At 28.7% G+C, this 20,755-nt stretch carries 15 protein-coding genes; 8 read left to right on the plus strand and 7 right to left on the minus strand.

Annotation, left to right across the window (positions count from 1 at the left end):
• Positions 1-5: 5 nt before the first annotated feature.
• From H9I45_RS00740 to H9I45_RS00755, 4 genes are read right to left on the minus strand one after another with little or no spacing between them, the layout of a single operon-like run.
• Positions 6-1,361: a glucoamylase family protein gene (locus H9I45_RS00740; RefSeq protein WP_088355085.1), complete on the minus strand. Its 1,356-nt coding sequence runs from the start codon at positions 1,359-1,361 to the stop codon at positions 6-8.
• A 34-nt stretch (positions 1,362-1,395) separates the two neighbouring features.
• Positions 1,396-2,760 carry a glucoamylase family protein gene (locus H9I45_RS00745; protein ID WP_088355084.1) on the minus strand — a complete coding sequence of 455 codons (1,365 nt, stop codon included), beginning with the start codon at positions 2,758-2,760 and terminating at the stop codon, positions 1,396-1,398.
• Positions 2,761-2,780: 20 nt separating this feature from the next.
• Positions 2,781-4,211 carry a RagB/SusD family nutrient uptake outer membrane protein gene (locus tag H9I45_RS00750; protein ID WP_088355083.1) on the minus strand — a complete coding sequence of 477 codons (1,431 nt, stop codon included), beginning with the start codon at positions 4,209-4,211 and terminating at the stop codon, positions 2,781-2,783.
• A 12-nt stretch (positions 4,212-4,223) separates the two neighbouring features.
• Positions 4,224-7,217 carry a SusC/RagA family TonB-linked outer membrane protein gene (locus H9I45_RS00755; RefSeq protein ID WP_088355082.1) on the minus strand — a complete coding sequence of 998 codons (2,994 nt, stop codon included), beginning with the start codon at positions 7,215-7,217 and terminating at the stop codon, positions 4,224-4,226.
• A 675-nt stretch (positions 7,218-7,892) separates the two neighbouring features.
• Here H9I45_RS00755 and H9I45_RS00760 point away from each other — a divergent pair.
• Both H9I45_RS00760 and H9I45_RS00765 read left to right on the plus strand, forming a co-directional pair.
• Positions 7,893-8,465 carry a J domain-containing protein gene (locus H9I45_RS00760; RefSeq protein WP_088355081.1) on the plus strand — a complete coding sequence of 191 codons (573 nt, stop codon included), beginning with the start codon at positions 7,893-7,895 and terminating at the stop codon, positions 8,463-8,465.
• A 10-nt stretch (positions 8,466-8,475) separates the two neighbouring features.
• On the plus strand, positions 8,476-8,826 hold the full coding sequence (locus H9I45_RS00765) for a hypothetical protein (protein WP_140422773.1): 351 nt from the start codon (positions 8,476-8,478) through the stop codon (positions 8,824-8,826).
• Positions 8,827-9,064: 238 nt separating this feature from the next.
• Here the strand turns inward: H9I45_RS00765 and H9I45_RS00770 are convergent, their stop codons facing one another.
• Positions 9,065-9,973, minus strand: a complete 909-nt coding sequence (locus H9I45_RS00770; protein WP_088355079.1) for a helix-turn-helix transcriptional regulator — start codon at positions 9,971-9,973, stop codon at positions 9,065-9,067.
• Positions 9,974-10,070: 97 nt separating this feature from the next.
• Here H9I45_RS00770 and H9I45_RS00775 point away from each other — a divergent pair, with 97 nt between their 5' ends.
• The 6 genes from H9I45_RS00775 (at position 10,071) to H9I45_RS00800 (ending at position 16,456) form a co-directional block, all read left to right on the plus strand.
• Positions 10,071-10,397 (plus strand): HIRAN domain-containing protein, encoded by a 327-nt coding sequence (locus tag H9I45_RS00775; RefSeq protein WP_088355078.1) that lies wholly within the window; start codon positions 10,071-10,073, stop codon positions 10,395-10,397.
• A gap of 312 nt (positions 10,398-10,709) precedes the next feature.
• On the plus strand, positions 10,710-12,740 hold the full coding sequence (locus H9I45_RS00780) for a ClpB D2-like domain containing protein (protein ID WP_088355076.1): 2,031 nt from the start codon (positions 10,710-10,712) through the stop codon (positions 12,738-12,740).
• 25 nt (positions 12,741-12,765) lie between these two features.
• Positions 12,766-14,151: a PcfJ domain-containing protein gene (locus tag H9I45_RS00785; protein ID WP_088355075.1), complete on the plus strand. Its 1,386-nt coding sequence runs from the start codon at positions 12,766-12,768 to the stop codon at positions 14,149-14,151.
• A 150-nt stretch (positions 14,152-14,301) separates the two neighbouring features.
• Complete coding sequence (locus H9I45_RS00790; RefSeq protein WP_088355074.1) at positions 14,302-14,487, plus strand: hypothetical protein; 186 nt, start codon at positions 14,302-14,304, stop codon at positions 14,485-14,487.
• A gap of 48 nt (positions 14,488-14,535) precedes the next feature.
• On the plus strand, positions 14,536-15,876 hold the full coding sequence (locus H9I45_RS00795) for a DUF2779 domain-containing protein (RefSeq protein WP_088355073.1): 1,341 nt from the start codon (positions 14,536-14,538) through the stop codon (positions 15,874-15,876).
• Between the two features lie 22 nt (positions 15,877-15,898).
• Entirely contained in the window at positions 15,899-16,456 is a 558-nt protein-coding gene (locus tag H9I45_RS00800; protein WP_088355072.1) for a hypothetical protein, read from the plus strand.
• A 10-nt stretch (positions 16,457-16,466) separates the two neighbouring features.
• On the opposite strand, the gene H9I45_RS00805 is transcribed toward H9I45_RS00800, so the two are convergent.
• Both H9I45_RS00805 and H9I45_RS00810 read right to left on the minus strand, forming a co-directional pair.
• Entirely contained in the window at positions 16,467-19,163 is a 2,697-nt protein-coding gene (locus tag H9I45_RS00805; protein ID WP_088355071.1) for a phospholipase D-like domain-containing protein, read from the minus strand.
• Positions 19,153-20,736, minus strand: a complete 1,584-nt coding sequence (locus H9I45_RS00810) for a hypothetical protein (protein WP_088355070.1) — start codon at positions 20,734-20,736, stop codon at positions 19,153-19,155. Before H9I45_RS00810 ends, H9I45_RS00805 begins: the two co-directional genes overlap by 11 nt.
• Between the last annotated feature and the right edge of the window lie 19 nt (positions 20,737-20,755).

The raw sequence follows: 20,755 nt of genomic DNA on the forward strand, positions 1-20,755 counted from the left end.
TGATTTTAAATTTTCGGGCTTGAAAAACCTAACTTTTTTAATCCAGATTTTACATCTGTGTCACTCATAAATAAATTCCAAAGTTGTTGTGTTCTGTAATTTTCTATCATTGCCACAATTGGTCCTTGATCAATGGCCAAATATCCTTTAGAAAACCAATTTTGTTGTTCTGAAAAAGCATCATAAAAACCATATTTACCCCAAATTTTATCATTTAAATTGTAATAAAAATGTTCTAAAGCCTTTCTTGATTCGTTTGGTGTGTATGGAAAAGAAGATAAAGCTGCAGTTGGTGTAATTACGCCTAAATCATTTGTTGGGCTATGTGCAGAATATCCATTGTAATTATCACTGGCTGTTAACCCCCAAGAGTTTTCACTATATCCCTTAAAGTTTTTAGGATTCTCTTTACAATATTCATAATTGATTAATGAATGAGTTTTATTTTGCTCGAAATAATTATCACAGAAATCATCTTTTAAATTTCTCGGGTCTAAACCTAAAAAAGAATATTGAGATAGAAATAGTGGGCCTCCAAAATCTTCTCCTAAAGGCAAATTATAGTCATAAAAAGATTTTCCGTTTTTCATGTTTCCGTTTCTTGCCCAACCATTTGTATAGGTTTCTTTGTCTATGGAATGAGTTGGGGATGCAGCTGCTAACACGTAGACAATTAATGCTTCATTCCATCCACTCACAGGTAGGTTCGCTTTAAAGCCATTTTTTACAGACCAATGCCAAGAAATACTTTTTTTACCTTGTGTATACCAGTTCCATTCTACAGCTTCCCAAATAGCAGTAATTCTATTTCTAATTTGGTTTTCAGTTGTATTTTCTTCTGAAAAATATTGTCTGTTAATAAGAAGCCCTTGCAATAAAAGTGCGGTTTCCACAATGTCTCCACCATCATCTAAATCACTAAAAGGACGTGTTTTATTAGAGTCTGCAAAATACCAGTGAGAAAATGCGCCATGATATTTTTCTGACTTTTCTAAAAATGTTAAGATTTTCTCTAATCTATTTATAGCTTCTTTTCTTGTTATCCAACCTCTTGTAACTGCAGTAGGAAAAGAAGCAATACCTAAACCAGTACCACCAGTTGTAACTATGTTTTTAGACTCTCCATCAAAAGCATCTTCATGAGATCTTTCTCTTGCAAGACCACTTTTTTCTTCTGCAAAATCCCAGAAATAATTAAACGTTTTCTTTTGAACAGTATCTAATAAGTTTTCAAAAGAAATTTTTTGACTAACAGCACTTTTTTTCTCGTTTTGTTTGCAACTACTTACAGATAATATTATTCCGATAAATACGATTATAATATTCAATTTTGAAAAAAAGAAAGTCTTACTTAAAATCATATTTTACGTTTTAAAATTTAAATGATGATTAATATTAATATGTAAAACCTAATTTTGTTAAACCATCTTTAATTTCTTGATTTTGCATAAAAAGATTCCAAAGTAATTGAGTTCTGTAGTTTTCTATCATACAAACAATTGGTCCTTGGTCAATAGCTAAATAACCATCTGAATACCATGAGTTGGTTTCTGAAAAAGCATCATAAAAACCATAATCTCCCCAAAGTTTTGCATTTTGTTTATAATAGAAGTATTCTATCGCTTTTTTAGATTCTACAGGAGTGTATGGAAAAGCAGATAATGCTGCTGTTGGTGTTATAACGCCAATGTCATTTTCTGGTTCATGCACTGCGTAACCATTAAAATCATCACTTGCAGTTAATCCCCAACTATCTCCTCCATAACCTTTGTAGCCATTTGGATTTTCTTTGCAGTGATTGTAATTAATTAATGAATGTGCCCTGTTTTGTTCAAAATAATTAGCAAACTGATCTGTTAAATTTGTTGGATTTAGACCAATAAAAGAATATTGAGAGAAAAATAAAGGCCCTCCTTTTTGTGGTCCTAAAGGAAGTTTTATATCGAAATAAGTATTTCCATTTTTCATAGCTCCATTAGAAGCCCAGCCATTTATATATGTTTCTTTATCAATTGAATGTGTAGGTGAAGAGGCTGCTAAAACATAAACTATTAATCCTTCGTTCCAACCTCTTACTTTTAAATTAATTGCAAATTCGTGAGTTTTAGACCAATGCCATGTTATTATTTTTTCATTTCTTGCATACCAATCCCATTCTACTCCTTCCCAAATAGCGGTAATTCTATCTCTAATATCTTTTTCATCGTCATTATTTCCAGAGAAATATTCTCTATTAATTAATAAACCTTGTATTAAAAATGCAGTTTCTACAAGATCTCCTCCATCATCTTGTGCGCTAAATGGACGAGTAATACCAGTATCACCAAAATACCAGTGAGAAAATGCACCATGGTATTTTTCTGCTCCTTCTAAAAAGGTAAGCACTTTTTGTAAACGTTCGATTACTTTAGTTTTTGTTTGCCAACCTCTTTCTACTGCAATTGGAAATGCAGAAAGACCAAAACCAGAGCCTCCCATTGTAATAACTCTTTTAGATTCCCCATCTAAAGCTTCTTCTTGTGAGCGTTCTCTTGCTAAACCACTAATTGGTTCTGCAAAATCCCAAAAATAATTGAATGTACGTTGTTGTACTTCATCTAATAACTCCTCAAAAGGAATTTCTTTTACAGGACGCTCAAATATGGCTTCTACATCTGGTGGTGGTGGATCAATAGCAGTTTCTGTACAGCCTAAAGCTACTGCTAAAAATAAAAAACAGCTTATTATATATTGTACTTTTATGTTTTCTGTAAATTTCATGATTTTATCAGTTTTAATTTTTAATACATTGGGTTTTGAGTTAGAATTCCTCCACTTTTATCTATTTGTTCTTGTGGTATTGGGAAAACCTCATGTTTCCCATCAATAAAATTCTTTCCGTGAGCTCTTAAAATTACTCCTGCGCGACCTTGTCTAACTAAATCGAAATAACGATCGTGTTCAAAAGCTAATTCATGTCTTCTTTCTTTCCAAACTGTCATTTTATCAACAACAGTAGCGTCATCTAAACCAGCTCTTTTTCTTACTCTGTTTAAAGGTGTTGCAGCATCTCCACCAACTTCTAAAGCGGCTTCAGCATTCATTAATAAAACTTCTGCAAAACGTAAAATTCTTATGTTTTTTCCTGTTTCCCAAGCATCTGAATTTGCGCTTGAATATGCTTTTTGATTATACATTGCATTTGTAACAGTATTAGGTACTAACCTGCCATCAAATAAAGTTTCTCCTCTAAAAATAATAGTGGCATCTCTTCTGGCATCATTTGGTTCATAAGAGTTGGCTAAATCTTCTGTAGGTGTATTAAAGCCCCAGCCCCAGCCACCATCGCCTCTGGCTCCTTGAGTTACACTATATCCTTGAACTCCTGCAGTAGGAGCATCTCCTCCTTTAGCTTGAATTTCGAAAATAGATTCTGTATTATTTTCTCCAATTTCTTTCCAAATATCTTCGTAGTTGGTTGTTAAATCGTATTGTTTTGATGTAATAACTTCATTTGTTAATGTAAGTACCTCTTGCCATTTATTTTGATACATGCTTACTTTAGCTAATAATGCTTTTGCTGCGCCTTTTGTTGCTCTACCGAGATCTGCAGCCGCGTATTCATTTTTTTCTGGTAATGAGTTTATAGCATCTTGTAAGTCATTTTCTATAAAAAGATAAGTATCTTCTTTAGATGCTCTTTTTAAAATATCTGGGCTGGAAAAATCTGATTTATCAGAAATTAAAGGTACTCCGCCAAATGTTTTTACTAATCTAAAATATATTAATGCTCTTAAAAATTTAGCTTCACCAATTAATCTTGTTTTTAGTTTTTCATCGATATCAAATTCTGGGATACGAGTTATAGCTTGTGTAATACGCTGGTTTGCATTGTAATGTTCACTCCAAACTTCTCCAATAGAAATTGTTGTTGGATCGAAAGCAATTGCATCTAAAATGTCTTTATCAGTTCCAGTGTCTCCAGTGCTACTTCCTTTATCTGCATCATCTGTAGTAATGCTTGTTAAACCATTCCAGGAAAAAGAACTCATTTGCCATTGCAGAAATCTATTGTAAACTGCATTAACAAGCTCAACAGATTTTTCTGCTGTTAGTGCCTCTTCAGTTTCTGCTGTTGCTTCAACATCTAAAAAATCTTCACTACAAGAAAATGATAGTAATAAGATTGCAAAAGCAACGTATTTTAAATTTTTATTTATTTTATTGTTCATTTTTTTTAATTTTTAAAATGATGTGTTAATTCCTATAAAAAATGATCTTAATGTAGGGTATGCACCTAATTCTATACCAGCGTTTCCTAATGCTCCTCCAGGTAATTCTGGTGTAAATCCAGAAAATTTCTTAATAATTAAGGGGTTTTTTGCAGTAGCGTAAATTCTTACTCTGTTAAAGAAATTAGTAGTATTTTCTTTTAATGTATATCCTAAAGTTATATTATTGATTCTAAAAAAATCTGCTGATTCTAAATAGTAATTAGAAGATAAAGGCACTTCATTAAAAGCTCTAGATCCAGTATTACTTGGTCTACCAGAAGTCCAGCGATTATTAAATACAGATTGCTCTATGTTTTCGTTTCCAAAACGTTGTGCTTTTTTACCATTATATACTTTAGCTCCTAAACTTGTGTATGTATCCACTGCCAAGTCAAAATTTCTATAGTTTAAACCAAAATTAAAACCGATATTGTATTTAGGAATAAAAGATCCCATAAACTTTCTGTCTCCTTCATCTGTAATTCCGTTATTATTAACATCATCATATACAAATTCTCCCTTATCATCTATTCCTATTACATCGTATAAGAAAAAACTACCTATTGGTTGGTCTACTCTAACTCTTTTTGTGTATTGCCCGTTTCCTAAATCTCCTCCAATAGACTCATTAAAATATGGGTTGGTAACCTTTGTTAATTTGTTTTTATTCAAAGCAAAATTTAAGCCTACATTATATTTTAAGTTTTCATTAATTTCGTCTTGCCAATTAAGAGTAGTTTCTATTCCTTTGTTTTCTATTTCACCTATATGATCTAAATATGGGTCTATTCCAAAAACGTCTGGTAATTTTATTTGAAGTATAGCGTTTGAAGTTTTTTTGATGTAAAAATCTACTTCTCCACTTAACTTGTAGTCAAATAAAGTGAATTCAGCACCAAAATTCAATTCTTTTGTAGTTTCCCAACTTAAATTTTCTGCTAAAGTAGAAGATATAGTTGTACCTTGATTAAGGTTTTGATTAGCCCCAAAAGGATAGAAACCTCCAGCACCTGTAGATAAAGTTACAATTTGTAAAGGCACATTTTGGTTTCCTAATTCTCCATAACCAGCTCTTAATTTTAACTTATTGAAAGAAGAGTTTTTCATAAAAGCTTCATTTGTTAACACCCAACCTGCACTTACAGCATAGAAGTTACCAAACTTAAAACCTTTTTTAAATTGACTTGAACCATCTCTTCTGTAAGAAGCACTTAAGAGATATTTATTATCATAATCGTAATTTACTCTTGCAAAGTAGGAGCTTAATCGTTTATGTGGACTAAAACCACCAGAAGATGATCTTGTTTCATTATCATCACCAGTGCTTAAATTATACCTTAAACTATTGTTTGTTGGCACATTAACAGCGCTACCAGATAAAAATTCAGATCTATCTTCTTCTGAACTCATTCCTAAAGTTGCATTTACATTATGCACTTCATTAAATGTTTTAGTGTAGGTTAAGTAATTGTCTATAAACCAATGATAGAAGTTAGTATGTGTTACAGATAAAAATGTTTTTTCTCTATCTGCATTTCCGTTAAAATAAAGTTGTTCTGAATTTGATGGGTTATTTGCTAAAAAAGAACCCAGTCTATCTTGAAAATTATGAAAACGTGCATATTCTGTTTCTATTGAGAAAGCAGAAGTATAAGATAAGGATTCTAATATTTTATAGTCGACTTTAAAAGAACCTTGTACTTTAAAATAACGTTGCTTTTCATCTTGAAAATCTAAATCTTTTACAGGATTACCAACATTATTAATTCCAATAGAAGAACCATAAGCCCCATTTTCATCTCTAATAGGTACAATTGGAGATTGTTTATAAGCCGTTGTAAAAGCTCCAAAACTTTTAGGAACTGAATTCGCTAACTGTACATTTATACTATTAGAAAACTTTAACTTACTATTAAGATCATAATCTATATTACTACGAAGCGTTAGTCTACTAAAATCATTACCTTTTAAAATACCTTCTTCTTTATTAAAACCGGCACTAAAAAAACCTCTAATTTTTTCAGACCCACCAGAAGCAGATATATTATAATTAGATACTCTACCAACTCTTGTTATTGCATCTAGCCAGTTTGTATTATATGGTTGGCCAGATAAAATAAAATCACTTTTATCGTTATCATTGGTAGGGTCACCATCTCTTTGTAAATCTCTTAAAATAGCTTCGTTACTATAAGTAATAAACTCATTTGAGTTCGCTAACTTCACGTTACTTAATATAGTTCTTGCACCAGTAAAAGTGTCAAACGTTAGTTTAATTTTCCCTTTCTTTCCCTTTTTAGTTGTAATTATTAAAACTCCGTTTGAAGCTCTATTTCCATAAATAGCCAAGGCAGATGCATCTTTTAATACATTCATTGTAGCAATGTCAGATGTATTAATATTGTTAATATTATCTGTTAAAATACCATCGACAACATATAATGGGTTTTCATTTCCTAAAACAGTTCCTAATCCTCTAATGATTACTTTAGAAGCTTGGCCAGGAGCATCAGAAGCAATAATTTGCACACCAGCCGCTTTGCCTTGTAATGCTTGTGTAGCATTTAATACCGGTTCATTTGCTAATTCTTCTCCTTTAATGCTTACAACAGAACTAGTAAGAACTGCTTTTTTACGAGTACCATAACCAACTACAACAATTTCACTTAAACTATTCTGTTCTTCTTGAAGTATAATTTTATACTTTGTTTCTGTAGTAATTAGAACTTCTCTTGTGGCGTAACCTAGATATTGTACAACTATTACTTCTCCATTTTTAGCTTTTAAAGAAAAATTACCATCAAAATCGGTTTGTACTCCTGTTGTTGTACCTTTTACAATAATACTAGCACCAGGTAAAGGGATGCTATTCTTATCGGTAACAACTCCTTCTATTTTTTTTTGAGCTAAAGCAACTTGTCCTATAGTTAAACAAAAAAACAAGCAAAAAATCTTTATTTTCATATTGAAATATAATTTGATATTATTTGTGTTTGTAAATATAGTCTGTTATGTTAAAAATAAGAGTGTAGTAGTTTGTGGAAAGTATTTTTTTAATTTAATAATTTGATTTTTAGATATTTAACTAAATATTTTATATTCGTATTTAACAAATTGATGTATAATTGATGTGTGTATTTTTATTATGTTTTTGATAAATATGAGGCTAAAAAAGGATTACTACTATTATAAATATGTAAAAATTATATTTTGCACTCAAAGTTAATTCATTCAATTAAGCATATTATATTAAAGTCTTATAGATTTATTTACAGTCAATAAATTTAATATTGAATTGGTAGGACTTTTGACTTTTTTAAATATTGAGCAGTAAATATTAAAATTCTTTGTTTTAAAGTTTTATTGATACTTTTTAGCTTTTTTAATTTGTATCCTGATGACAAAAGTGCTGAAGAAAAATCTAAAGAAATTAATGAAGCAATTAGTGTTTTAAGTGTTGCGAAATAAAGAGAAAAGTACGATGCTTTAGGTTCAGATTGGAAAGCATATCAGCATACAGGAGATGATTGGAAGGAATATGCAAAACAGAAAAATCAGTAAAAACGTTACAATCAAAACGAACCCAACTTTTATGGTCAACAAGGTTCTGAAGAAGATTTTTCAAGCTTTTTTGAAAATATGTTTGGTGGTGGGCAATCAGCAAGAGGTCAACAAAGAACTCAATCTGGAGGAGATATTCAGGCAGAAATGCCAATTACACTTTTAGAAGCCTACGAAGGAAGTAAACGCACGTTTAAAATTAATACTGATAATTTAAGAATCACTATAAAACCTGGTTCTTATGATGGACAACAATTAAAAATAAAAGGAAAAGGACAACCAGGTTTTAAAGGCGGAAACAGAGGTGATTTGCATATCATTTTAAAAGTGGAACCAGATAATCGATTTGAAAGAAAAAACGACAATCTATTATACACAACTTCTATAGGTTTATACACAGCTATTCTTGGTGGCAAAATTGAGATTCCAACACTTACAGGAATTGTGAAAATTACAGTCCCTAAAGAAAGTGAAACAGGTAAAACTTTAAAACTGAAAGGTAAAGGAATGCCAATTTATGGAAAGGCTTTACAATATGGAGATTTGTTAGTAAAACTAACCATAAATCTTCCAAAAAATATTACAAAGGAAGAAGAAGATTTATTCAAAAAATTACAATTTTTAAGGGAAAAGCAAACTGTAAATAAATAAAACAATTATTATGGAACTAATTCTATACACCAAAGAATATGATACAGCTAATAGCATACGTAATTTTATGGATTTTTACTACAATTTACAAATGAATCATTTAGCAAGTGATTTTTTACAAAAAGGATTGACACCAACACAAATTTCCGAAGCAGTTACATTAGCAATTAAAATAGCAAAATCATCAGGAATTGAGATTCGAAAGCATTTTAAACTTGTGTACAGTGCCATACAACAAGAAATTATTCAAGATTGTAAATTATCGCATTTAGGCTATGGATTGGTATTGATGAATGCAAGTTCTAATTTAAAAGTAGTTGGAGATTTTCAAGTGAAACTATTGAGTGAGTTTTTCAAATAGACAAATTTATACGACAATACTAAAATAGACTATACTTTTTTTTCCTTAAGTAGTAGTTTATTTTCTAAAAGAAAAGAAAGTACTACTTAAGGAAACTAAAGGAAAACAAATCTATTTGCCAATACAATATGTATTATTCCTTTTAAATAAAGGTATTAGTGACGTTGGGGTGGAGTATAGGTGTAAGATTTTAACTTCTTTTAGTTGATTTTGGCAAAGAAAAGCAAATAAAAACAAACTAATTATAATTTTTCAAACTTGCTTTTAACATACTAATAATTTCATCTCTCAAATGTTTTGGGCTTAAAACTTCTACTTCTGCTCCAATTTTTAAAATTTGAGTCATAAATTCGTAATTCGGATAAATATAAAAATTTACTTGGTGTTTATTATCTTTATTTTTAGGTAAGATTACTTGCGATTGGTGCAAAGGAAGACTTCGCATATATTTTACATGCAGTTCATCTACTAACAAACTTACATTTACAGGATCTCCTTCCCAGTAAGTTAACCCAACAGTGTGTTTAAATTTCTCTAATTTTTCTGTGTAATTTTCTCTTTTTTTGGTTGATAAATTGGTTATTTCTATTTTTGATATTCTATCGATACCAAAAGTTCTAATTTCATTACCTTCATTAATAGCGCCAACAACATACCATCTATTCAAATATTCTTTTAAGATTAATGGGGTAATTGTGTACTTCTTTTTTGAGTTTTTTTCGTAGTTTTCGTGAATAAAATCTATTTCTTTCTCTTGCTTAATTGCTAATAAAATATCTTTTAAATTTTCTATTCCTTTAAAGTTTGTAGAATCATCGAAACTTACGTATTCTAAAATTTTATTACTGTCCTTTAAGCTATTAGAAAAAATATCCGCCACTTGTATAATCTCTAAAAACTTAAAGAAAGACGCTACTTTTACACTTTTTTCTTCATCAATAAAATACCCTTTCTTCAGAGAATTATAAGAAATTTCAATTCCAAAATCTGCCCTAATTCTTGCAAAATATCTGTCTAATGTTCTCGAAGAAACCTCTAAATCTTTATCAGCCAAATAATCTATAATTTGTTCTTTGGGTGGAAAGTTATAATCGTAAACATATTGTATTAGTAATTGAATTTTTAAGGAAATAAAATAGTTAGCCATCTTTTTTTATCAAATATAAAAATTAAAAACCAACTACGTCATGTTTTGACGAACCCACATTAGACCTTTGTAAAAGAATCTTAAAAACAAAAATAAAATGAAAAGAGATTATTTTTTACGATTTGCTATTGCTGGCTTTTCTTATTACGAAGGTGCAATTGCATTCAACAAATTAAAAATTGGTAAAAAGCTAAAACTGAAAAGAGAGCCTAGAAATAAATATGATAAGCACGCTGTTGCATTGTACAGAAAAGGCTTAAAATTAGGTTACATTCCAAGAGATAAAAACAGACATCTTTCTTTACTTCTTAAAAACGGAGGTGTAAAATTTGATGCAAGAGTTCAAAAAGTAAATGAAAACGAACATCCAGAAATTCAAGTTGAAGTAATTTTGTATTTACTTACTCCTAAAAAAGAAAGTTAAAACATGACAGTAATCATATTTCTATTACTACTTTTTCTAATTCCTAAAACTATTGTTTTAGGAATTAGAGTTTTTTTGTATTTGGGAGTATTAGCCATTTTAGGATTATTAGGAATTCTTTTAATAACACTTATTATTTTAGGATTCTATTTTCCTGCAATCTTTTTAATTTTTCTTATTTGTTTTGTTGTCTATTATGAGAAAAGAAAAGTCTAATCTCTAATTTTTAGATAAAATTATAAATTTATTTAATACGTCACTAAATGGCGAACCTGTTTTAGTTCTTTGTATCAACTTAAAAATAGATAAAAGATGGAAACGAATTTAGCACAACTTAAAAATGAATTTAAAACTAAAACAGCAGTTTTAGAAAACGCAAGAATTACTTTAAAACAAGAGTTTATTGGCATAGATGAACCTATAAATGCCATTATAGATAATATGAATTCTTGGTTTACACTTTCTAAAATTCAAGAAAGACCTTTGGTTATTAATTTATGGGGATTAACAGGAGTAGGAAAAACTTCTCTTATTAAAAGGTTGATAAAATTAATTGATTTAGAAAATATTTTTTATCGATTAGATTTAGGACAAACTGAAGGAAAAAACTCAATAACACGTTCTTTAAGTGATCTTTGTGAAAACTCAAGTTCAGCGCCAGTTATTATTGCTTTAGACGAATTCCAGCACACAAGAACTTTAGAAGGGCCTTTTAGAAAAGAGAAAGAGGATAAAAATCGAGTTATTTGGGAATTATTAGATTCTGGAATTATTCAACATGATATGTTTCGATTTGGTGTTTGGAGGTTACAAGAAACTGCACAAAAATTACAGCATCTTTTAGCCGCAGGAATTACAGTGAAAAATGGAAAAGTAACAAATGGCAAGGACTTATTTTTTGACGAAACAGATACTAAAGAAAGTAAATCTAATTTATTTTTAGACGTAAGCAATTACGAGTTTATTATAGAATTAGCAGGAAATGTTATGGGGTTTCATCTAAAATCGGATGTAGAAAAGGTAGTATTAAAGATGAATGGAGAAGAAACAATTCAGTTTTTGAAAAAAGTGGTTTCTAATGCGCAAAAACCTGTGAAAAAAGATTTTTCTAAAGCATTAATATTTGTTTTAGGAAATTTAGATGAAGCATTTACAATGAGTGGAGATTATGCGATGGATATTGATGCAGATGATTTCTATAAAAGCTCTAAAAAGATTACAATATTTAAGATAAAGAAAGCTTTAAAAGCAAGATTTAGGGATGAACAAATTGCACGATTAGGTAATATTCATGTTATTTATCCTTCACTTCATAAAAAGGCATATCAAAAAATCATAGAAAATGAGCTTGTAAAAGTTAGCGATAACATTCTAAAAATGACAGATATCAAATTAGAGTTTGGTACTTCAATTATTCAACTAATATATAATGAAGGTGTGTATCCAACAATGGGAGTTAGACCTGTTTTAACCACAATTAATCATCTAATTAAAAGTAAAATTTCGGTTATTATTTCTGAAATATTTAATCAGAACAAAGATGTAAATAGGATTCAAATAAATTATGAAGAAGCCGATTCTTTAAAATGTGATTACAAGTATGAAAAAACAGTTCTATTTCATCAAGAGTTTCCCATCGAATTAAATATCCAGAAAAATAAGTCGAACAAAAAAGATGATATGCAAAGCATTGTTGCAGTGCACGAAAGCGGACATGCAATTTTAGCTGCTTTGCTTATGAAAACTGTTCCGAAATATGTGTATTCAAATTCTGTAGACGATAATTTTAATGGCTTTGTATTAACCCAATTTAAATGGAAGTATTTTTCTAAAAAAGAATTAATACCACGTGTTGCAATGATTCTTGGAGGAATTGCTGCTGAAGAACTCATTTTTGGAGAGGAAAATAAAACTGCAGGTTCAGAAAATGATATTGAAAAAGCAACAGAGATGATACTAACAATGTTGAAAAAAAGCGGATTTGGAAGCACAAATTTATCTTATGAAATTCCTTCTCCAAATACCAACTTACATATACACAGTAAAAGAATTATAGAAAAGGAAGCAAATACCTTGATGGAGAAAGCCTTTAAACTGGCAAAATCAACATTAGAAAAAGAACAAAAACTATTAATAGAGTTAGCAAATTATTTAAGTGATAATAGAGTTATTTATAAAAACAAATTAGAACTTTTAATTCAAGATTTTGCAACAGAAAAAACTGTTTTTATAGAGAATGGAGATCATCTTTATTACAGAAGTCATTTAAAACAACTACATAAGCAAATTTCAGCAACAAATAGCCAAGAAAACGAGGTACAAATTTGTTTAAATAAAGAGTAATTTATTTTTTAATTTATTAGAACTAATGACTCAAACAAAAAATAATGATGCTATTTTAGAAATATTTATAGTGAATAAATGTGATCCATGTTTAATAGAATGGTGGATAGAAATAAAGGATTTGTTTAATGAAAATTATAAAAAAAGAATCTATGAGTGGATATTATTTTTTGATAATATTGATGATTCAAAAACAGAATATAATGATTATCAAACTCGTAGCCTTTTTAATGATACTGTAAACGCAATTTTTCAACTGTCTTTGGATGAAGAGTGGTTTTCACAGACGAATCACGAATTTAATATTAGCAAAAAATTTTATCATTTAGTTTTTACTTCAGGAAATTTAACTCATTTTCAAGATGAGAATGATGTGTTTTATTTCTTAAAAACAAGCATTGTTTACAGCTATTTCTATGGATTAATTAAAGTTCCTATTATTGAAGCTTCTAAAGTGTTACTTCCTTATCCTAATATTGAGAATCAATCTATATTTTTTAGAACTCTTTTTAGTTCTTATTCAAACTCGTGTGATTTAATATTATATAAGAATTTTCTATATATGAACTTTAACGACATGAAAATATTTATAAAAATTATAAATGGTAAAAGCATTCGAAAAATAAAAGAAATGCCTTTACAATATTCTAAAAAGCAGGCAGATATTATGTTGCATAGAATTCCTCGCTTTTTAAAGATGAAGTGTGGTGTTTTTAAAGAAGGGTGGTACTTGTCTAAATTGCTTTCGATTAATAGTGATGAGCAATTTTTTTTAGATTTTTATCACGGTTTGCGTTTAGATCACAAAATTAATATTTTTTTTATTCGAGATTTTGTCTATTGGAAAGAAGTATATCTATTTTTAACTCAAAATGAACCTCAAATAAATACATATAATAGATATGGATTAGGTCATATTTCAATTCGAGATATTTTAGATTATCTTACTTATAAAAAATACACTGAACTTAAGGTTGTTCACATTAAAAAACGTTCTCTCTTAAAACTTTGTGGAATCGTACAGGACTGGGATTTTTTCTCACATAAGAATATCTCTAAACCTAATAAAACCATTTCTTGGCAAAATGAAAGCATTGAAGTATGGGTTTTTGATTTAGCAAATATAAAGTATCAAATTAATGAAATTTCGGATTCAGATATGCTCTATCACGAAGCTGTTACTTTAAAACATTGTGTTTATTTATATTTAAATGATTGTATTTCTAAAAGAATTAGAATTTTTAGCTTAAAAACATTTTGTAAATCTAACTATAAGCATAGTATTACAATAGAACTAAAAGACAAACAAATTATACAGGCAAGAGGAAAATATAATAGAATTGCGATAAAAGAAGAATTAATAATTCTAAATGAATGGGCTACAAATTTTGGTTATAAAATGTTAGCATAAATAAAAGTAAGTATTTGTACACAAATTAACTTTGGTAGTTAATTTGCAATATTGCTTTAAGTTTTATAAAAAAACTTAATTATCAAAGAGGCGTCACAATTTGGCGTACCCAGATTTTACTTTTGCATGATAATCAATTAAAAATAAAAAATGAGTAAACTAACATGTAAGCATTGTGGAAAAGATTTTAGAGCAGGAAACCACTGCCTGCATAGTCCAACAAAAAAACATCAAGCATTAACAGATGGTGTAAATTGTGTTTGTTGCGGAAAACCATTTCACGTAGGAAGACATTGCACTCATAGTCCTACTAAAAAACACTTATTAGATGTTTAAAATTGGTTAACTTTAGTTACTTAATGTAAATTGTGAAAAAGAAAAAGTATGTTATCAAAATCAAGATATTTAAAAGGATTAAAATGCACAAAAGCATTGTGGTTAAACAAGTTTAAAAAAGAAGAAGTTTTTTATTCTGACAGCACAAAAAGAGTATTTAGTCAAGGAAATACTGCTGGCGATTTAGCACAGCAATATTTCCCAAATGGACAACTGGCTTTGGTTTCTAATTATCCAGATTCCAAAGCTATTGCAAAAACTAAAGAATTAATTGCTTCAGGAGAAACCACAATTTACGAAGCTACATTTGCAGCTAAAAATACTTTAGTTGCTTTAGATATTTTGCATAAAATTGATGGAAAATGGCATGCTTTTGAAGTGAAAAGCACTAATTCAACAAAAAATGAACATATTAGAGATGCAGCTATTCAATATTATGTAATGACGAATTCTGGAATTGAAATTGAAGATATTTCTATAATGCATTTTGATAGAACCTATGTTAGAAATGGGGAATTAAACTCAAAGGAATTATTTACTTATGAAAGTGTAATCAATAGAATTCAACCTTTTTTAGCAGATATTCCTGCAAATATTGATCGTTTTTTAGCCGTTTATAAAAATGCAGAACCTACTGTTTTAATTGGTGCGCATTGTAAAGAACCTTATGAATGTGAGTTTGCTAATTATTGCCATCAATTACAAGAAAATAAAGATTTAATTAATGTTGAGCAAACACCAAAATCAACGGACGTAAATTATAAAGATGATACAGAAATTCAGCATTTTCTAAATCAACATTCATACCCAATTTATTCTTTCGATTTTGAAACCATTATGTATGGTATTCCTGAATTCAATCAATCTCGCCCTTATCAACAAATTCCTTTTCAATACAGTTTACATTTCCAAAAAGATGCTAATACTGAACCAGAACACTTTGAGTTTTTGGGGAACGGAGTTGATGATCCAAGAGAAGAGTTAATTAAGAGTATGATTAAAAATTTCGGCAAGAAAGGTTCTATTTTAGTCTATTCGATAACATTTGAGAGAACTCGAATTTATGAACTCATAAGAGATTTTCCTGAATATGAGAATGAATTAACAGCTATTGCCAATAGATTAGTAGATTTAGCACCTATTTATAGAAAACATATTAAAACAGAACAGACCCAGAAAAAATGGTCTTTAAAAGTAGTTTTGCCTACGTTTTTACCTCAATTTTCTTATGAAAATTTAGATATTCAAGACGGAATGGCAACAATGGATGTTTATAGAAACCTTTCGGATTTATCGAAATTAGATCTAATAGAAGCTCGAAGGAATATGTTAGAGTATTGCAAGTTGGATACTTTGGCAGTTTTAGAACTTTATAGAATCTTAAATTAGACTTAAGAATTTAAAAAAAAATATGAAAAAACTGATAAAATTTGCAGACGATTTTAAAAACCTATGGGAAGAGTTTGATAAAACTATTTTTTCTGACTTCGAAATAGAGAAAATTATAAATGAATTGAAGTTAAAATCAGAAAGAAATGAGGATTATACAACAATTGAAAATGATTTTGGAGTATATGTTTTCTTCATTAAACCTCATGAAAATTTCACAAATGATTCTTTATTAGCAGCTTGGAGAGAACCAAGTTACAGTAACTACCCAAAAGTTGCTAAAACAAGATTTAACAGCTACAAAAACATAAATATTAATGAGGTCTATCCTTTTTATATTGGTAAATCTGAAAAATTAGGTAGTAGAATTACAGAACACTTTACACATAAAGGGACAACTTCGACATATAGTTTAAAGTTAAAAGATAGAACTCTTTTTGATAAGAATGAAATCACTTTTGCTTATTGGAAATTACCTAAAGAATTAGAAAATCATCCAAAAACTCTCAAGCAATTTATTATTACAGAGCTGGAAAAGAAATTAAGAAACAAATTAATGCCTTGGATTGGAAAGCAGTAGTAATAAAAAATTAACCAAATATTTTTACGTTTTCTCCAACATACACTTTAAAACTGCCTAAATAATCTCCATGTTTAATATATTCACCTAAAGGATTTTCAATATCTATATAGAAATTTTTTCTAACCATTTTTAGCCTACAAAAACCATATCGAGTGCTATAAATTATCGAATTGGTTAAGTATGATTCTAATTTTTTCGAAATAATTTGTTTTAATTTTAATTGCTCTTTGAAAGCTTTATAATAAATAAATAATTCACTATTTAAAACTTCTTTCATGTCCTCTGAAGCATTATTCAACTCGAATGTTTCTAAATTAAATAAATCAAACATATTTAGTAGTATAAGTTTCCTAAAATTGACAAAGTGTTTACTTCCTTTAATTTCAGATAAATATTTATTTGTTAAGATTATTAGTTTAACAGTTTCCTCTTTATTAATCTTTAATTCTTCAGTTTTAATCGACCATAAAATAGTGAGTAACCCTTTATTCAGAAAAGAAGCGATTAAAGAAGTGTCTAAATATGAATTTATAAATTTATCATTGATAAAAGAATTAAAATTAGAAATAGGTTCAGTAGGAGTGGAAGTTATATTAACGTGTTTCTGATTTTTAACAAAATCTTCAAACAAGTGTAATTTTAAATATTCTATGTTATACAAAACCTCATTTCTAATCGCAGTAATTTGAGATTCCAATCGCACCAAACTAAATTTCTTTTCTAAAACACTTAATTCTTCAATATTTCTATATTTAATTTTTATCACAGAAATATCTTCAGAATAGCCTTCTTTCCAAAAATGCAATAGAATGTGGAATCCAATAAAAAGTGCTTTTATAGACCTTTCATCTTGCTGAATGTTCTTTTGAAACCTTTCATCAATTAAACAGGTTACAGATTTTACGGTATTTGCTATTTTATTTTGTATTCTTTGACCTTCTTTGGTGTTTATGCTTCTACGCTGGTTATCTAAATTAATTTGACTGTTTAGTCCATCATCTCCAGCTTCTATAGCTAATTCTTCATTATTGTTAGATAATTCATCTATTTGGGTATCTCTAATCTTTAAAACATCTAAAAACTCTTCTATCATAGATGTAATGTTATCTTTAGTAACAAATTCATCTATGCCTAACATAGCATTTGTGTTATATTCAGATTCAGTTATAACTTCTCCATCATCATCTTCATCATTATCACTTAAAGGAAGAATTGACATCGTTTTACTTTGGTTCTGAAACACTTTTTCAGAATCTAAAAAATCTAAAACGAGTTCATAGTTTAGAGTATTAAAAATATCTAAAAATTCAAAACTTTGTAATTTTGCTAACCGCTCATCTGGATTTGATTTTTTGAGAATGGATGTTCTTTGAATTAAGGAAAAATTAGAAACTCTTTTTAGTGAATTTATTTCATAAAAGGCAAATTTGAAAACTGTTTCAACTTTTTTAAGTTTACATTTTAAAACTGACTTATCTATTAGAATATTTATTTGCTCTAGTATGTTTTCATTATTATCGAAGGTTTGTAATAAAAATTTTTCTGATTTTATTTCCTTTAAGTTGATAATTAAGTTATCCTCTTCTAATTCGGAGTGTTTTATTTTTATTGAATTTGACTGCTTTACGTTATCCTCTAAAGTTCTTTTAATAAATTGTGTTGGTTTTAAAAATCCAATTTTCGGAAAATTAATACCCAAATCTTTAAAAAAATCTGTTCTTTTTTTCGATTTTAAAATTATAATAGCTTCTTGATTTACAACAGCTCTTTTACTTATTCCAAACGCTTCTAAAGTAGCGTTTGCGCTTCCTAAAATAAAAATGGTTTCTTCGTCATATTCTATTTGTATAGCTTTTGCGTGTAATCTTTGAATACTATTTTTATTGTTTTTTTCGAGTACATCAGACCAATCAGAAAATTGTACAAAATTATTTTTGAAATTATAGGGAAGTAATCCGTTTTCGGAATCCACAACGCAATGAATATTATTGGTTTTATATTCTTCTATTAACTTATCTATAAAAGCGCCATCTGAATTATAGTAGGGAGCAATGATTTTTATAGATTGTGGGTTTTTGGGGAAATTTACAAACGTTCTATTATATAGAGATTCATCTTTGTTTGTATATGAAAAAAAATAAGAAATATCTTTAATAAAGAAATCTTTTGAAGTGTCTTCTTTTAGGTCTAATATCCAAGGTGCGTGTTGTACTACCCAAGAAATTTTTAATTTATTAATTCCATGAGTGTAGTTTTTTAAATTTTCAATGAAACTCCACGCAGATTTAAAAATTGATTTCGTATCATTTTTATCTTTAGTATAATAGAATGATGACCAAATTTCATCATTGTAAAGCATACCACTTGAAGTAATATTTCCACTTCCAACTGCTAAATAACCTTTTTCTTTTCCCGCTAAAAAAAGTGTTTTTGGGTGGAAAGCTCCAGATGTTTTTATGGGAGTTATACTGTAATTAGCTTTAAATTTTTTGTGAGAAGTGCCCAAATGAGAGGACAAATATTGCTCTAACATAGTTGCGTCTACAAATAGATTAATATTTGTTACACCTGCACTTCTTAATTTAGGTAGTATTAGATGCTCGAAAAAAACTAAATCTATACTATAGCTTGTAATTACACAGCTATGATATTTGTTTTTCCCTGTACCTATTAATTCTAAAATATTAGCTCTTTCAATTCTCATAAGTCAAAGAATTTAATTTTTCTTTCCCCAATACTGTTAACTCAATTTTTTCCTTTTCAATTATATTAAGATCTTGCATAAAACCATACAAAGTATGAATTCTTGGAGATGAATAATCATAAATAAATGAATCTACAAAGCGAATTAAACCTTCATCTCTGTAGAATTTTGCGCTATTTTGGGTGTCATTAAGTTTCTTTAAAGCAACAAAATAGTGTCTGTTGATTATTTTATTGGTAAGGAAATAGGTAATGAATTTTTTAATTGAAATATTTTCTTTGTCTTTAAACTCTGTCATTGTTTGAAGAAAACTGCCAGACGTATGGATATTAAAAGAATTTGAAATTTTTAAAAGTTCATCTTGAATACTATTATTTTCAACAAATAGTTTTTGAATAGCCAATAATGCGTAGATAATTTTTTGATAAGCATCTTTTTCTTTTTTTGACAACTCTACTAAATGCTGAATGGTTAAGTCTGATAATTCAGTTTTAAAGAATAGATCTTTTTCTATATCGATATTTTCTTTTTCAAAATAATTCTCTATTTCTTGAATTAAATTTTCTGTAAATGTTACTTCACTTATCCAACTATTGTTAGATTTATCATTTAAAATCTCCAAAAAAGCATCTAAACAACCAGTATTTGCAACACTCCAGAATTGTTCCATTATAAAGAAATACCATAATTTTTCAGCGAGTATTTTATCCTCATTCCAACCTTTGCTATAAATGGTTAATGGAACATCTAATTGATTAAATTTTTCAGTAGGTTCTTGTAAGTTACTGCTTTCTAATAATAGTTGTATTGTAGCCTTTCTAAAAAAAACATCCTTTTTTTCTTTAGGTCTATCTGTACCAGAAAATAATTTCCATAAAAGTTCTTGCTCATCACTATTAAATGGCACAATAACCATATTAAAGTCGTTTGATAATTTTTCTAAATCATTTTTAGATACACTATTGCTTTCTATCGCTTCTATAAAAATAGGCAACGTATTTTTGGTGTTTTTTTTAAAGGAGTCTGCTAATAATTTACCTGAAATTTTGCTTTCGTGTTTAAAATCTGTTCGGATATATAACCCTTCAATATTTCCTTGATCTCTTAAAATACCCAGTTCTTTAATCGAGCTAATATAATACTGACCAAGCACGCCTCTTGGATTCTTCCAATAAGAACCTTCACTACTTTTTCCCTCTTGTGTGCCTTCAATTAGATTTATCACATCATTATTTAACTCATAAATAGTTAATGCTTTAGATATTCCTGGAACACCACTTTGCTTTTTATGGGCACTAATTAATGCCAATAAAAATTCGGCTCTTCTTAAAAATTTATTTTGATTTTTCTTTGATGTATTTCTTATGGAAGTTGCGTACCAATCAAAAAACCAGCAGTAAAAAGAATAGTATCTTATTCTTTGTGTAACGTTATTTAAACCTGGTAATAGTAAATCAAAAACACGTTCGCTTGTTAAGTTTAAACCTAACTGATCTAACCCAGAAATAGGGTAGTGAGGTTTGCCCAAAAAAGGTGCTTTTACAAGTTCTTTTTCAAATTCTCTTATACTCATTATAAATCGCTGTTTTTTT

The sequence above is a fragment of the Polaribacter haliotis genome, assembly GCF_014784055.1.
GTDB lineage: Bacteria > Bacteroidota > Bacteroidia > Flavobacteriales > Flavobacteriaceae > Polaribacter > Polaribacter haliotis.

What these genes read in the sequence shown, in the direction of transcription:
- H9I45_RS00740 (WP_088355085.1), bottom strand. Translation starts at nt 1,361, where the DNA reads ATGATTTTAAGTAAGACTTTCTTTTTTTCAAAATTGAATATTATAATC.
- H9I45_RS00745 (WP_088355084.1), bottom strand. Translation starts at nt 2,760, where the DNA reads ATGAAATTTACAGAAAACATAAAAGTACAATATATAATAAGCTGTTTT.
- H9I45_RS00750 (WP_088355083.1), bottom strand. Translation starts at nt 4,211, where the DNA reads ATGAACAATAAAATAAATAAAAATTTAAAATACGTTGCTTTTGCAATC.
- H9I45_RS00755 (WP_088355082.1), bottom strand. Translation starts at nt 7,217, where the DNA reads ATGAAAATAAAGATTTTTTGCTTGTTTTTTTGTTTAACTATAGGACAA.
- H9I45_RS00760 (WP_088355081.1), top strand. Translation starts at nt 7,893, where the DNA reads ATGTTTGGTGGTGGGCAATCAGCAAGAGGTCAACAAAGAACTCAATCT.
- H9I45_RS00765 (WP_140422773.1), top strand. Translation starts at nt 8,476, where the DNA reads ATGGAACTAATTCTATACACCAAAGAATATGATACAGCTAATAGCATA.
- H9I45_RS00770 (WP_088355079.1), bottom strand. Translation starts at nt 9,973, where the DNA reads ATGGCTAACTATTTTATTTCCTTAAAAATTCAATTACTAATACAATAT.
- H9I45_RS00775 (WP_088355078.1), top strand. Translation starts at nt 10,071, where the DNA reads ATGAAAAGAGATTATTTTTTACGATTTGCTATTGCTGGCTTTTCTTAT.
- H9I45_RS00780 (WP_088355076.1), top strand. Translation starts at nt 10,710, where the DNA reads ATGGAAACGAATTTAGCACAACTTAAAAATGAATTTAAAACTAAAACA.
- H9I45_RS00785 (WP_088355075.1), top strand. Translation starts at nt 12,766, where the DNA reads ATGACTCAAACAAAAAATAATGATGCTATTTTAGAAATATTTATAGTG.
- H9I45_RS00790 (WP_088355074.1), top strand. Translation starts at nt 14,302, where the DNA reads ATGAGTAAACTAACATGTAAGCATTGTGGAAAAGATTTTAGAGCAGGA.
- H9I45_RS00795 (WP_088355073.1), top strand. Translation starts at nt 14,536, where the DNA reads ATGTTATCAAAATCAAGATATTTAAAAGGATTAAAATGCACAAAAGCA.
- H9I45_RS00800 (WP_088355072.1), top strand. Translation starts at nt 15,899, where the DNA reads ATGAAAAAACTGATAAAATTTGCAGACGATTTTAAAAACCTATGGGAA.
- H9I45_RS00805 (WP_088355071.1), bottom strand. Translation starts at nt 19,163, where the DNA reads ATGAGAATTGAAAGAGCTAATATTTTAGAATTAATAGGTACAGGGAAA.
- H9I45_RS00810 (WP_088355070.1), bottom strand. Translation starts at nt 20,736, where the DNA reads ATGAGTATAAGAGAATTTGAAAAAGAACTTGTAAAAGCACCTTTTTTG.